This is a genomic window from Sphingomonas sp. DC1600-2 (genome assembly GCF_049897605.1).
Classification (GTDB): Bacteria; Pseudomonadota; Alphaproteobacteria; order Sphingomonadales; family Sphingomonadaceae; genus Sphingomonas.
On sequence record NZ_JAFCWO010000007.1, the window covers coordinates 1 to 14,198 of the forward strand.

Genomic DNA, 14,198 nt, shown 5'->3' on the forward strand with positions numbered 1-14,198 from the left:
CACCAAAACCACGAAAGGAAAAATCACCAGCTTGACCCAAAACCCGCTCTGCGGGACATACCTTCACCCGGGTCAATTCTCGATGGAAATACCGGGTCACTTCTCAGCGGAAATCTACACTGAAACGCATCGGCGGCTATGCCGATTGCGAGGACGACATTATGTACGACGATCATTATGGTTTGACCGGCCGCCCGTTTCAGTTGACGCCTGACCCGCGTTTCTGGTTCGATACGGCCACGCATCGCAAGGCGATGGCGTATCTGGGCTATGGTCTTGCCCAGGGCGAGGGGTTCATCGTCATCACCGGCGATGTCGGCGCGGGCAAGACCACGCTTGTCGGCCATTTGATGGATACGATCGATCCAACGCGGCTACACGTCATCAAGATCGTTTCGACCCAGATCGAAGCCGATGATTTGTTGCGGATGGTCGCAACCGGGCTCGAGGTTGACAGTACGGGGCTGACCAAGGCGCAATTGCTGGTGGCGATCGAGCGCGGGCTGCATGCGACCGCACGCGCCGGGCGACGCACCTTGCTGATCGTGGACGAAGCGCAGGCGCTCCCGGTGTCGAGCCTCGAAGAATTGCGCATGCTCTCGAATTTCCAGACCGGCGGGCACGCGCTGCTGCAGATCTTCCTGCTCGGGCAACCCGAATTTCGCGAGCGGCTGCATGGGTCTGACCGGCTTGAGCAATTGCGCCAGCGCGTGATCGCGATGCACCATCTCGATCCGATGGAACCCCAAGAGGTCGAGCCCTATATGCGCCATCGTCTGTCGGTGGTCGGCTGGCAGGGACGCCCGCATTTTACGCCCGATGCGTTTGCCGCGCTCTATAGCGGTTCGGATGGCGTACCGCGCCGCCTGAACCAATTGGCCGGACGCGTAATGCTGTACGGCGCGATCGAACAGCTCGATACGATCGATGCGCACGCGGTGGCGGCAGTGGTGGCGGATATCGCAGGCGACATGCCGGGGGTGAAGCCGATCGTTGTGCCGGAGCCGCCTGCGGCTGCGCCGGTGGCTCCGGTGATTGAGATGCCCGCGCCGGAGGAGCCCACCCCGGAGATGCCCGCGCCGGAGGAGCCCACCCGGGAGGTGCCCGCGCCGGAGGAGCCCGTTGCCAGCCCCCCGCCGCTGGATGAGCCCGTTCCCGAGGCACGCCCGCTTCCGATCTTAAACGCCCAACCCACAGCGGATCCGCGCCCGATCCGTGCACTGCGAGAGGAGGCGGCGGAGGTCGCCGCACCGCAACCGGCCGCTGTTGCGCCGGAGCCGGTGGTTGCAGACGCACCCGAGCCTGCGCTCCCCACCGATGCCGATCTTGTGGCCCGCGTCGCGATGCTTGAGGCGCGGGTTGATGAGCAGGATGTCGCGCTTCGCCGCGTTCTCAAGCTGTTGGTCGACTGGGCCGAGGGAGAGCATATGCCTGCGCCACATCTCCACACGTCGAGGGACTGAGCCAATGCGTCATGCCCTTTCGGTCGATGTCGAAGACTGGTTCCAGGTCGGAGCCTTTGAAGCCGTGATTGACCGTGCCGACTGGGATACGCTCCTTCCGCGCGTTGAGGGCAATACCGACGCGGTCCTCGCACTGTTTGCCGAGAGTGGGGTGAAGGCGACCTTTTTTACGCTGGGTTGGGTCGCCGCCCGCTATCCCGGGCTGATCCGCCGGATCGTCGATGCAGGTCATGAACTGGCGAGTCACGGTTGGGCGCACGACCGCGTGTTCACGATGGATGCCGCGAAATTTCGCGCCGATCTCGCCCGCGCGCGGGGCACGCTGGAAGATGCGGGTGGCGTTGCTGTCACCGGGTATCGGGCACCGAGCTTTTCCATTGATGCGCGTACGCCGTGGGCGCACTGCGTCCTGGCGGAGGAGGGCTATGCCTATTCCTCCAGCGTCGCTCCGTTGCGGCACGATCACTATGGCTGGCCGGAAGCCCCGCGTTACGCTTTTCGGCCCCTCGCCGATGCGGATCTGGTGGAACTTCCGGTGACCGTCGCCCAGTTTGGTAACCGTCGGACGGCGACCGGCGGTGGCTTCTTCCGCCTGCTGCCCGCAGCACTGACCGACCTTGCGGTGCGCCAGGTTACGGCGGCGGGGCAGCCGGCGATCTTCTACTTTCATCCGTGGGAAATCGACCCCGGCCAGCCGCGCGTCGCCAATGCTCCTTTGCGGTCCAAACTGCGTCATTACAGCCGCCTTGGGGCGATGGCTGGAAAGATACGCGGGCTGATTGCTCGGCATGACTGGGGGCGGATGGACGCCATCGTCCGCGATTTGCCCTCGGTCCACCCCCTTGGCGTGGCGGCATGACGATCCAGCCCTTGTCCCCGTTGCTCGCGCTACGATCGGTCGATTTGCAGGATGCCGACGACCGTCAGCGCGTCGACAGCTATGTGCGGAGCCATCCGCAGGGAACGCCCTTCCATCTGCCCGCATGGAGCGTGGCAGTCGCGCAAGGGTGCAGCCAGATCAGCCATACCTTGGTTGCCGAGCGCGCCGACGGATCAATCGCGGGTCTGCTGCCGCTAACCGAAGTGCGCTCGCGGTTGTTCGGCAAGGCACTGGTGTCCAACGGGTTCGCGGTTGGCGGCGGTATCCTGGCGGATAACCCTGCGGCGGTAGCGGCGCTGGCCGATGCCGGATGGTCGCTGGCGCAGCGCTTGCACTGTCCCACTCTCGAATTGCGCGGTGGGGCAATGCCCGAGGGGCCGTGGGATTTCGACGATCACAGCTATCTCGGTTTCGTGCGACCGCTGGCGGAGAGCGACGCGGCCGAACTCGCCGCCATTCCGCGCAAGCAACGCGCCGAGGTGCGCAAGGCGCTTGAGAACGACCTTGACGTCGCGGTCGGGCGCGAGGCGGGCGACCTGCGCGCGCACTACGCGGTCTATGCGGAATCGGTCCGCAATCTGGGAACGCCGGTTTTCCCGGCGCGGCTGTTCCGCTCAGTGCTGGACCAGTTCGGAGATGCCGCCGACATCGTTACAATCCGATCCGAAGGGCGCGCGGTGGCAAGCGTCCTCAGCCTCTATTTCAATGGAACGGTCTATCCCTATTGGGGCGGTGGCACCCACGCGGCGCGGGGTTTGCGCGCGAACGACCGAATGTATTTCGCGCTTATGGCCCATGCCCGCGCGCGCGGGTGCACGCATTTCGACTTTGGGCGCTCCAAGGTCGGGACCGGCCCGGCCGCGTATAAAAAGAACTGGGGTTTCGACGGCGTCCCATTGCTGTATGGTAAACGCGCGGTGACCGGGGAGCCATCGCGCGACATCAATCCTTTGAACCCACGCTACGCCAAAAAGGTCGCGATGTGGAAAAAGCTGCCATTGGTGGTCGCTAACCTGCTTGGACCGCACATCTCCAAAGGCCTTGGTTAATGGGTGACATTCTCTTCCTCGGGCATCGCGTGCCGTATCCGCCCGACCGGGGGGACAAGATCCGTGGCTTTCACATCCTGAAGCATTTGGCGGCGCGCAAGCGCGTGCATCTGATCGCCTTTGCCGACGACACGCGGGACATGAAGCGCAAGAGCGGCCTGTCGAAGCTGACGGGCAATCGCTCGATCATCTGGCGCTCGAAATCGCGGCTAACGTCCGCATTCCAGGCGTTGTTGGCGCGCAAGCCGGTTTCGCTGACCGCGTTTGACAACGCCTCGTTGCGCACCGCGGTCGACAATCTGCTGTCGCGGCATTCGATTGACACGATCTACGTCTTTTCGAGCCAAATGGCGCAGTATCTTCCAGCACGGCCGCGGCAGAAGGTGGTCATGGATTTTGTCGACATGGATTCGGCGAAGTTCGGTGCCTATGCCAAGGGTTCGGGCGGAATCACGCGCTGGTTCATGAAGCGCGAAGCGCGGCTGCTGTTCCAGCATGAGCGTGCGGTCGCGCAGCGTGCGGATGCCAGTCTGTTCGTCAGCGAGGCCGAAGCGCAACTGTTCCGCGACCGGACGGGAGCCGAGCGCGTCCATGTCGTGGAGAACGGCATCGACACCGAATTTTTCGATCCGACCGCGCAGTTCAAGCGGATCGACACGACCGATGCGCTGATCGTGTTTACCGGGCAAATGGACTATCGCCCCAACATCGAAGCCGTCACCTGGTTTGTCGAGACGATCCTGCCGCACATTCGCGTGCGGTTTCCGCATGCCCGCTTTGCCATTGTCGGGCGCACACCGACCGATGCGGTCAAGGCGTTGGCCAAGCAGCCGGGGGTGATCGTGACCGGGGAAGTGGCCGACGTGCGCGGTTGGATCGCCGCCGCCTCGGTCGTCGTCGCGCCGCTGAAGCTCGCGCGCGGCATCCAGAACAAAGTGCTGGAAGCGATGGCGATGGCACGTCCGGTCGTCGCCTCCAGAGCGGCAGCGGAAGGGATCGACCATGCCGGAACGATCCACATTGGCGAAACCGTCGGCGAGATTGCCGAGGAAGTCATCGCCATCTTGAACGATCCTGTGCGGGGTGCGGAGATCGGTCGCGACGCGCGGGCGCAGGTGCAGGCGCGCTATAGCTGGGAAGCGCGGCTCGCGCCGCTGGATGCGATCCTCGGGATCCGCGTGAAAGCGCCCGCACGCCGCAGCGCGGCCTGAACGTGTGACGATGTCCCTTCGAATGCGCGTTCAGCCTGGACCGCTGGCCGTTGATGGTCATGCGGGGCCCGGGTCGGGGCAGGCTTGGCGACGTCAGACGGCGGCGATCGGCGTCGTCAGTGTCGCGATCCTCTTACTGTTCGCCACCGATGTGCGCGCGCTCGCGACGCTGTGGTGGACCAGCACGACCTTTGGGCATTGCCTGTTCATTGCGCCCGTGGTGGCATGGCTTGTTTGGCAGCGCCGCGCCGGGCTGGCCGAGATCACACCCATCGCCTGGGCACCGGGCTTGGCGCTGGTCGCGCTGGGCGGCGTTGGGTGGCTGCTGGGCGATGCCGGCGGCGTGGCGCTTGCTCGGCATCTTGGCATTGTGCTGATGCTGCAGGGGGCAGTGGTGACTCTGCTCGGGCCCAATGTCGCGCGCGCGCTGCTGTTTCCGCTGGCTTATGCGCTGTTCCTGGTGCCGTTTGGCGAAGGGCTGGAGGGGCCGCTTCAAACCGCGACGGTCGCCATCACGATGCCGTTGCTGCATCTGTTCGGCGTGCCGGCACACGTCGATGGGGTGCTGATCACCATCCCCAATGGCTATTTCGAAGTGGCCGAGGCGTGCTCGGGCGCGAAGTTTGTGATTGCGATGATCGCGTATGGCGTCCTCGTCGCCAATGTCTGTTTCGTGTCCTGGCGCAGGCGCGCGGTGTTCCTGGTGGTGGCGCTGGTGGTGCCCGTGCTGGCCAACGGCGTACGCGCCTTCGGTACAATCTATGCGGCCTATCTCACCTCGGTCGAGCGCGCGACCGGGTTTGATCATATCGTCTATGGCTGGTTGTTCTTCGCGGTGGTGATGGCAGCGGTGTTGGCGCTCGGCTGGCGCTGGTTCGACCGTGCGCCCGATGCGCCGCTGTTCGATCCGGCAACGCTGCAAACGGTGCCGCGCTATCGGCTCGATGCGCCGTTGGCGGCGGTGCTGGTGCTGGCGCTTGCCGCGCTGTTCCCAGCCTGGTCGGCGGCGATTGCCGGGCGCGCGCAGACGCTGCCCGAGCGGATTGCGCTGCCGGACGTGGCGGGCTGGCATCGCGTCGAGCTTTCTACCCGTTCGCCTTGGTCACCCAATTATCCTGGCGCAGACCATTTTCTGCTCGGTCGCTACGGCAATGCGAAGGGCGATCAGGTCGATCTGGCCGTCGCCGTTTATGGTAGCCAGCATGAAGGCAAGGAGTTGGTGGCGTTCGGCGTCGGGGCATTGCGGGAAGATGATGTGTGGCTGCGCGTTGCCGATCTTCCCGATCTGGCGGGCGGATCGGCGATGCGCATCACTGCGCCTGGGCCGGTCGAGCGGCAAGTGGTGACCTGGTATCGCGTCGGGGACACGCTGACCTACAAGGGGCCAGTCGTGAAGCTGGAAACGCTGAAGGCCAAGCTCCTTGGCGGCCCGCAGCGCGCGGTCGCAGTGCATGTCTCGGCCGAGGCGGTCCCCGGCCATGATCCGCGCGCGGCGATGGCGGGGTTCGTCGCGGCGCTGGGGCCGATCGAACGGCTGGCCGATCGCAGTGCGGGAATGACCAACTGATGTGCGGGATTGCCGGTCTCTATTATCCCGCGACGCCAAAGCCCGTTGATCCCGCGCGGATTGCCGCGATGGCGGATGCACAAGCGCATCGTGGGCCGGATGGATCGGGCGTGTGGACCGCGCCTGGGGTGGGGCTGGGGCACCGAAGGTTGTCGATCATCGACGTTGCCGGATCGCCGCAGCCGATGGCGAGCGCCGACGGTACGCTGACCGTAACCTATAATGGCGAGATCTATAACTTCGCCGCCCTGCGCGCGGAGCTGCAGGGGCGGGGTGCGGTGTTCACGACTGCGGGCGATACCGAGGTGCTGCTGCACGGCTGGGCGGCGTGGGGCCCGGCGTTGCTCGACCGGCTGAATGGGATGTTCGCCTTCGCGCTGCACGATGCGCGGCGGCAATGTCTGTTTCTCGCGCGCGACCGCCTGGGCGTGAAACCGCTCCATTATGTCGAGCTGTCCGATGGCGCGGTCGCTTTCGCCTCGGAGTTGAAGGGGCTGCTCGCGCATCCGCTGCTGCGGCGCTCGCCCGATATTCGCGCGGTCGAGGATTATATGGCGTTTGGCTATGTGCCCGACGACACCTGTCTCGTTGCGGGGGTGAAGAAGCTGCCCGCCGGTCACAGCCTGCTGATCGAGCGCGGCAAGCCAGTGCCGGCGCCGTCGCGCTGGTGGGACGTCGATTTTTCGCGCCGCGCGACGGGGTCCGCCAAGGCGCTGGAGGAGGAGTTGGTCGCACTGCTGCGCGATGCGGTGACCTCGCGGATGGTGTCGGATGTGCCGCTGGGCGCGTTCCTGTCGGGCGGGGTCGATAGCTCGGCGGTGGTCGCGTTGATGGCGGAGGCGTCGCGCGGCGCGGTGCGCACTTGCACGATCGGGTTTGACCAGAACAGCCTCGACGAGCGCCGCTATGCCGATGTGATCGCCGAGCGTTTTGCCACGCGGCACCGCGAGCGCGTGGTCGCGGCGGACAATTTTTCGCTGATCGATACGCTGGTCCATGCCTTTGACGAACCCTTTGCCGATGCGTCAGCGCTGGCGACGTATCGGGTGTGCGAACTGGCGCGCGAGGATGTTACGGTGGCTTTGTCGGGGGATGGGGCGGACGAGGCCTTTGCCGGATACCGCCGCTACAAGTTTCAGGCGGCGGAGGAGCGCGTGCGCGCGATGGTGCCGGCGTCGATCCGCTCGAACCTGTTCGGCACACTGGGCCGCTGGTATCCCAAGGCCGATTGGGCACCGCGTCCGCTCCGCGCCAAGACGACGCTGCTGGCGCTCGCCGAGGATGGGGCGGAGGGCTATGCCCGTTCGGTCGGGGTGACCACGCCAGCCTTGCGGGCGGCGCTGTTCACCGATCACGCCCGCGCTGCGCTCGGCGGGCATCGCGCCGAGGATCGTTATGTCCGCTCGATGCGCGATGCGCCCGCGCGCGACGCGCTCGATCGCGCGCAATATGCCGATTTCCAGCATTGGTTGCCTGGCGACATCCTGACCAAGGCCGATCGCACCAGCATGGCGGTGGGGCTGGAGGCGCGCGAGCCGCTGCTCGACTATCGCCTGGTCGAGTTCGCTGCCAAGCTTCCAGCCGACATGCGGTTGCGCGGCGGGCAGGGCAAGTGGCTGCTCAAAAAGGCGATGGAGCGCTATCTGCCGCGCGAGATCCTGTATCGCCCGAAAATGGGCTTCGTCACGCCGATCAGCGCCTGGTTTCGCGGGGCCTTGGGCGACGAGGCGGCGGCGCTGGCGTCATCGCGTGTGCTGGTGGGCTCGGGCTGGTTCGATCCCGGCGTGATCGCGAGGCTGGCGGCTGACCATCGTGCCGGGAAAGCAGAGCATGGCCGCACGCTCTGGCAATTGGTGATGCTGGACCGCGCGATGGCGCGGCTGTTTTAGGCAACTTCTACCCGTTCGTTTCGAGCGTCGTCGAGAAACCGGCCATAGCGATCGTTTCTGCTTCTTGACTTCGCTCGAAGCGAACGGAGGAGGGTAGATATTTTCTCTGCCCCGGCCATTGGGTCAGAACACCGCCATCGCCGCGTGGAGCGTCAACGCGATCAGCGCCAAGGACGCACCGAGGAAGAGCAGGAAGCGCACCGAGACCTTGTTGACGGTTGCCTGCCACACGCTGTGGGCAATGCGCAGTGCCACATAGGCCCAGGCGATCCACGCATTGACCCCGTTGCCGGTACCCGTCAGCGCAATCACCCCGCAGACGGCGTAAAACAGCGTCGGCTGCTCCATCAGATGGTTGTGGTTGTGTGCGACCCACTGGATCTTGGGTGGCAGGCGACCGTCGGCGTCGGCCGCCTTTGTGCCGACAAGTTTGGTGATGTCGACCCCTGATGCCCGCATGGCTGGCAAACGCGTCGACAGCATCCATACCAGCATCACCAGCGTCCACGCGATGAGCACGACGACGGGCTTCAGGATCTCGCTATGCATCGGTCATCTCCCCTTATTTTCTGGGAGCGTGCCCGAAAGAGTCCGGTCTCGCAATGATAGCGATGCGGAGCGCCCTTAAAGTCGGGGCAGCGCCGCGCTCCAGCGCGAGAACAGTTCGGGCCACTCGAGCCCCGGCGATCCTGCGGCCAGATGCAGCGCACCGAAGCCATGTCCGCCATGCTGGAACAGATGCGCCTCCACCGGGACCCGTTCGACCCGGGCGCGGTCGAGCATCAGCAGCGATTGCGCGATCGGGACGACACCGTCATCCATCGCATGGGCGAGGAACAGCGGTGGTGCGCTGGAATCGAGGCGGCGCGCCGGATCGTAGCGATCGAGCATAGCGGCAGATGGCTTGGGCCCGATCAAATCGTTTACCGGGTCTGCCGGATTGAACCCGGCGGTCTGGAACGAGGTCACGGCATACACCAGTCCGGCGAAATCTGGCCGGGCCGACAAGCGGTCGGCATGGTCGACCGGCGCATATACAGGGTCGGCATGGCCGACAGCGAGCATTCCGGCGAGGTGCCCCCCGGCGGAGAAGCCGATCGTGCCAAGCCGCGCCGGGTCGATGCCATAGCGGGTCGCATTGGCGCGGATCAGGCGCATGGCGCGCTGCGCGTCCTGCAGCGGCACATCCTCGCGCTTCGCCCAACCTTCGCCGGGCAAGCGATAGGCGAGCACGAACACGGTAATGCCGCGCGCATTCAGCACGCGCGCAACGTCGATGCCCTCATTGCTGACCGATACGAAGCCATAGCCGCCGCCGGGGATCGACAGCACCGCGCGCCCGTCCGGCCGTTCCGGGCGGAAGACCCCGACCGTGGGCACGGCAACGCCGCGCAGCCACAATTCCTTGCCCTGATAACCATCAAAGCTCGGGGCCGGGACGGGCAGGGTTGCGGGAGAGCCCGGCGCTTTGCCGGGCCACAGCGGAAAGACCTCCGCCGGTGGCCATGACGGGGCGACCGCGGGTTCCGCTGATTGCGCAAGGGCGACGCTGGGCATCCCCAGCGTCGCCCCAATTGCACCTGCCAACACCAACCGTCTGTCCAACATCGCCGCTCTCCTATGGATTCGCGGTGAGGTTAGCGGCTTTCAGTCGAAGCTGGCACCCCAGCGACGCTTGGTGCGGGTCTTCCACAGGCCGCGATGATAGGCGTCGGACGCCAGCAGCGGCATGACCGAACCGGCTTCGGCGAACACCATCTGTTCGATGCCGGTGTTGACCTTGCCCCACGACGCCGCTTCCTGCAGCGTCGAGGACGAGCAGGCGCCGTCGCGCACGTCGGCGACGGTGATCTGCACGGCGTATTTGTGAACCTGGACGTCATCATGGCCGAGGATTTCGGCGCAGACCACGGTGTCCTGGATGAAGTTCTTCGGCACGCCGCCGCCGATCATCAGCAAGCCCGTGGTGCCGGCCTTGATCTTGATGTCGGTCAGTTCGCGGAAATCGGCGATCGCGTCGAGCACCATGTACGGCTTGCCCTCCTTGGCGCGATCGACCTGGTGCTTGACCAGACCGAAGCCAGCCGACGAATCGACGAAGGCCGGGCAGAAGATCGGCACGTCATGCTCGTAGGCGAGCTTGACCAGGCTGTTTTCCTTCTTGCCGTTCGCGACGAGATACTTGCCCATCTCGCGGATGAACTCGCGGCTCGAATACGGGCGCGGCTCAAGCGAGTTGGCGATCTCGTAGATCGTGTGGTCGCAATCCTGGAGCTGCTCTTCGTCGATATAGGTATCGTAGATGCGGTCGATCAGCAGCGAGCGCAGCGTGTCATCATCAGGCACTTCCAGCGCCTGATAATGTTTGTGGCCGAGGCCTTCGAAGAAATCCATGTCGACGATCGACGCGCCCGTCGCGACGACGCCGTCGATCATGTTGTTGCGCAGCAGCTCGGCATAGAGATCCATGCAGCCGCCCGCCGAGGTCGAACCGGCGATGACGAGGAAGATCGAGCAATCGGGATCGGCGAGCATCTGGTTGTAGATGTCGGTCGCGCGGCCGAGGTCGCGGCTGGTGAAGCTCATCTTCTTCATCGCGTCGACGATCGGGCGCGCGTCGAACTTGGTGATGTCGATATGCTCGACGGTGGTCGAGAGCAGCTCGGCCTTACGGTTGGTGTTCACGATGTCGTTCATCATAGTCTCCAAATTCCCCTCCCGCTTGCGGGAGGGGTTAGGGGAGGGCAGCCGTGCTGCGCGCCTCGAAATAGAATTCCCTCCCCCAGCCCCTCCCGCAAGCGGGAGGGGTGGAAGAAGGCAGCAATGAAAGAGGAATGTTACAGCGTGACGACGTTCGAGGCGACCTCTGGCATGTCCTCGCCGTAGAGCGAGACCATCGGTTCGTCGGCGACGATCACCGTCTCGTCCGATCCGAAGCCATTGAAGGCCGTGCGCATCGCCGAGCCATAGGCACCGAGCATCCCGATTTCGAGATAGTCGCCTGCCTTCACGTCCGCCGGCAGATAGAACGGGCCTGCCATATGGTCCATGTCGTCGCAGGTCGGGCCATAGAAGCTGAACGCCATGTCCTTCGAGCGGCTTTCCGGCTCGCGCAGCAATTCCACCGGGAAACGCCAGCCGATGTGCGCCGCATCGAACAACGCGCCATAGGCACCGTCGTTGATGTACAGCTCATCGCCGCGGCGCTTTTCGACGCGCACCACGATCGAGCTATATTCGGCGCACAGCGCACGGCCGGGCTCGCACCACAGTTCGGACGAATAGCTGACCGGCAGCGATTCGAACGCACGGTGGATCGTCTCGAAATAGCGCTCGAGCGGGGGCGGTTCCATGCCCGGATAGGACGAGGGGAACCCGCCGCCGACATCGATCACGTCGACCGTGACCGCTGCATCGACGATGGCGGCGCGAACGCGCTCCATCGCATTGGCATAGGCTTCGGGCGTCATCGCCTGGCTGCCGACATGGAAGCAGATGCCAAGGGCATCCGCCGCCTGGCGAGCGCGGAACAGCAGTTCCTTGGTCTCGCCGGGGGCCGCGCCGAATTTCGACGCGAGGCTCAGCTTGCTATGCTCCGACGACACGCGAAGGCGGACGCACAGCGTCAGGTCTTCGGCGTGATCGGTCGCGTCGACGATCTTCTCCAGCTCTTCCACGCTGTCGAGAGAAAACGTCTTCACGCCATAGTCGAAATACGCCGAGCGGATCGCTTCGGAGGCCTTGACCGGGTGCATGAAGCACAAGGTCGCTTCCGGCAGCGTTTCCGCAACCAGACGCACTTCCGCGATCGACGCGACGTCGAAATGGGTGATGCCCGAATCCCACAGAATCTGCAGGAGAGCGGGAGACGGATTCGCCTTCACGGCATACATCGAACGACCCGGGAACTTCTCTGCGAAGAACCGGGCCGCACGCGATGCCGCATGCGGACGAACCAGCGTGACCGGCTGAACCGGCCGCTGCTTAGCGATGTCGATACCAGTGTTGGTAATCGAAGGGGTGGTCGCTAACCCCAGCGCGCGATGATGCTTGTGCAACTCAAGGGACCTCCAAGTGGCTTGCGCCTACGGTGAAAAAAGCTGCCTTGCGGTTGGAAGTCCCATGGGGCAGCGGATGGGCGAGATAGGGTCGCGTTTTTGCATTGTAAAGCGGTTTTGCGTCCACGGAGATAATTGGTGACAATTTTAAGACAGCCGACGCGGGCAGGGGTGCGCGATGCCGCCGCAAAAGTAGCTGCAGTGGTGCCGCCGACACCGCTTTTCGTAGTGGAAATTCATGGTGTTAGCGTCGCTTTCAAGGCCGAGTGCCTGCAGCCGATCGGCGCATTCAAACTGCGCGGGGCATGGCACCGATTGACTGCGATCGAACCCGCACAGCGGGGAAAAGGCGTGGTGGCTTTCTCCTCTGGGAATCACGCGCAGGGAGTCGCATGGGCGGCACGGCGACTGGAAATGCCCGCCACGATCGTGATGCCGGCCGATGCACCCAAGGCCAAGCGCGAGGGAACGCTCGCGCTCGGAGCGGAGGTGGTAAGCTATGACCGCGCGACCGAGAGCCGCGAGAAGATCGCCGCACGCCTGGCCGAGGCGCGCGGCGCGGTGCTGGTACCGAGCTTCGACGATCCCTGGGTGATCGAGGGGCAAGGCAGCGCTGGGATCGAGGCGGCGGCGCAAATGGCGGTACGCGGTTTGGGAACGCCGAGTCGCGTGCTCGTGCCATGCGGTGGTGGCGGGTTGGCGGCGGGGCTTACGCTGGCCTTGCCCGAGGCGACGATCACGGTCGTGGAACCGGAAGGGTGGGACGACATGCGCCGCTCGCTGGAGGCGGGCTGGATCGAGCCCGTCGGCGAGTCACCACCGCCGACCGCGTGCGATGCGTTGCAAACGTTACGGGTCTCTATGCTGACCTTTGACGTCCTATCCCGCCGGGGGGCGACCGGGGTGGCGGTCAGCGAGGCCGAGATCCGCACAGCGCAGCGCTGGGCGGCGGAGAAGCTGCGGCTGGTGGTGGAGCCGGGCGGCGCGGTCGGCCTGGCGGCGATCCTGGCGGGCAAGGTGCCGGTTGAGCCGGGACTTTTGGTGATCCTGTCGGGCGGGAATGTAGATCTGGCGGCTTATGGCGCGGTGCTGGCGGGCAAGGACTGAGAGCATCCGTTCGCCCTGAGCCTGTCGAAGGGGCCTGGCCAAACACGCAGCGCTGGTGGATGTCAGTGCTTCGACAAGCTCAGCACGAACGGAAAGAGAGGCACTGTGACCGCTCTGGAAAACCTCGCACCCGCGCTCGCCATGCTCGCCGCGTTCGCCTGCCTCATCGGGGGCGTGGCGCTGATCGCCAAGGGCCAGAACCGGCAAAAAGGCGTGCTGATGCTGGTAATGGCGGCGGTGCTGGTGGGCAATGTCGTGATCTGGACGCTGTAAGGCTGACCCCGCGCCGCCTGACACGGCAGCGCGGGGGGCGAATCACTTGATCGGCGAGTTGGGGTCGAGACGCATATCGAGATATTTGTCCACGCTGCCCATCAGCTGCGGCATTTCATGCTCGAAGAAATGGTTCGCCTTGGGGATGGTGTCGTGGTGGATGGTGATGTGCTTCTGCGTGCGCAGCTTGTCGACCAGCTTCTGCGTCGCGAGCGGGGGGGAGACTTCGTCATTCTCGGCCTGGATGATGATGCCCGAAGCTGGGCAGGGCGCGAGGAAGGTGAAGTCGTACATGTTGGCGGGCGGCGCGACCGAGATGAAGCCGCGGATTTCCGGGCGGCGCATCAGCAATTGCATGCCGATCCACGCGCCGAAGCTGACGCCGGCGATCCAGGTGGTGGAGGCTTCGGGGTGGAAGCTCTGCACCCAGTCGAGCGCGCTGGCGGCATCGGACAGCTCGCCGACGCCATTGTCGAAGGTGCCCTGGCTCTTGCCGACGCCACGGAAATTGAAGCGCAGGGTCGCGAAACCGCGGCGCTGGAAGGTCTTGTAGAGTTCCATCACGATATGGTTGTTCATCGTGCCGCCGGCTTGCGGATGCGGATGGAGGATCATCGCGACGGGCGCGCGCGGGCGAGGAGCTGGCGCGAAACGACCTTCGAGACGACCATCGGGGCCGGGAAAAATGACTTCTGGCATCG

At 64.9% G+C, this 14,198-nt stretch carries 13 protein-coding genes; 8 read left to right on the forward strand and 5 right to left on the reverse strand.

Annotation, left to right across the window (positions count from 1 at the left end; all coding sequences use genetic code 11):
- The first annotated feature begins 161 nt into the window (after positions 1–161).
- Genes ACP7BL_RS13130 through ACP7BL_RS13155 form a run of 6 tightly spaced genes read left to right on the forward strand, consistent with a single transcriptional unit; the run spans position 162 to position 8,059 of the window.
- A complete protein-coding gene (locus ACP7BL_RS13130; protein WP_426258545.1) occupies positions 162–1,463 on the forward strand; it encodes an AAA family ATPase in 1,302 nt (433 codons plus the stop codon).
- A gap of 4 nt (positions 1,464–1,467) precedes the next feature.
- Complete coding sequence (locus ACP7BL_RS13135) at positions 1,468–2,322, forward strand: XrtA system polysaccharide deacetylase (protein ID WP_126846230.1); 855 nt, start codon at positions 1,468–1,470, stop codon at positions 2,320–2,322.
- The gene (locus tag ACP7BL_RS13140) at positions 2,319–3,392 is read left to right on the forward strand and encodes a FemAB family XrtA/PEP-CTERM system-associated protein (protein ID WP_426258546.1); all 1,074 of its coding nucleotides are present in this window, start codon (positions 2,319–2,321) and stop codon (positions 3,390–3,392) included. The genes ACP7BL_RS13135 and ACP7BL_RS13140 overlap by 4 nt, the downstream gene beginning before the upstream one ends.
- Positions 3,392–4,603: a TIGR03087 family PEP-CTERM/XrtA system glycosyltransferase gene (locus ACP7BL_RS13145; RefSeq protein ID WP_426258547.1), complete on the forward strand. Its 1,212-nt coding sequence runs from the start codon at positions 3,392–3,394 to the stop codon at positions 4,601–4,603. The genes ACP7BL_RS13140 and ACP7BL_RS13145 overlap by 1 nt, the downstream gene beginning before the upstream one ends.
- Positions 4,604–4,613: 10 nt before the next feature.
- On the forward strand, positions 4,614–6,170 hold the full coding sequence (gene xrtA / locus ACP7BL_RS13150) for an exosortase A (protein ID WP_426258548.1): 1,557 nt from the start codon (positions 4,614–4,616) through the stop codon (positions 6,168–6,170).
- Entirely contained in the window at positions 6,170–8,059 is a 1,890-nt protein-coding gene (locus tag ACP7BL_RS13155) for an XrtA/PEP-CTERM system amidotransferase (protein WP_426258549.1), read from the forward strand. Before xrtA ends, ACP7BL_RS13155 begins: the two co-directional genes overlap by 1 nt.
- A gap of 123 nt (positions 8,060–8,182) precedes the next feature.
- Here the strand turns inward: ACP7BL_RS13155 and ACP7BL_RS13160 are convergent, their stop codons facing one another.
- From ACP7BL_RS13160 to ACP7BL_RS13175, 4 genes are all read right to left on the reverse strand, one after another.
- Positions 8,183–8,608, reverse strand: a complete 426-nt coding sequence (locus ACP7BL_RS13160) for an MAPEG family protein (RefSeq protein WP_341203413.1) — start codon at positions 8,606–8,608, stop codon at positions 8,183–8,185.
- A 75-nt stretch (positions 8,609–8,683) separates the two neighbouring features.
- Complete coding sequence (locus ACP7BL_RS13165; RefSeq protein ID WP_426258550.1) at positions 8,684–9,667, reverse strand: alpha/beta hydrolase; 984 nt, start codon at positions 9,665–9,667, stop codon at positions 8,684–8,686.
- A 39-nt stretch (positions 9,668–9,706) separates the two neighbouring features.
- Positions 9,707–10,756 (reverse strand): 1,9-bis(guanidino)-5-aza-nonane synthase, encoded by a 1,050-nt coding sequence (locus ACP7BL_RS13170; RefSeq protein ID WP_426258551.1) that lies wholly within the window; start codon positions 10,754–10,756, stop codon positions 9,707–9,709.
- A 140-nt stretch (positions 10,757–10,896) separates the two neighbouring features.
- A complete protein-coding gene (locus ACP7BL_RS13175) occupies positions 10,897–12,117 on the reverse strand; it encodes a type III PLP-dependent enzyme (protein WP_137902278.1) in 1,221 nt (406 codons plus the stop codon).
- 138 nt (positions 12,118–12,255) lie between these two features.
- Here ACP7BL_RS13175 and ACP7BL_RS13180 point away from each other — a divergent pair, with 138 nt between their 5' ends.
- Entirely contained in the window at positions 12,256–13,224 is a 969-nt protein-coding gene (locus ACP7BL_RS13180; RefSeq protein WP_249340781.1) for a threonine ammonia-lyase, read from the forward strand.
- Between the two features lie 105 nt (positions 13,225–13,329).
- Positions 13,330–13,497 carry a hypothetical protein gene (locus ACP7BL_RS13185; protein ID WP_185867594.1) on the forward strand — a complete coding sequence of 56 codons (168 nt, stop codon included), beginning with the start codon at positions 13,330–13,332 and terminating at the stop codon, positions 13,495–13,497.
- 42 nt (positions 13,498–13,539) lie between these two features.
- Here the strand turns inward: ACP7BL_RS13185 and ACP7BL_RS13190 are convergent, their stop codons facing one another.
- Positions 13,540–14,196 carry an alpha/beta hydrolase gene (locus tag ACP7BL_RS13190; RefSeq protein ID WP_010402947.1) on the reverse strand — a complete coding sequence of 219 codons (657 nt, stop codon included), beginning with the start codon at positions 14,194–14,196 and terminating at the stop codon, positions 13,540–13,542.
- Positions 14,197–14,198: the final 2 nt, after the last annotated feature.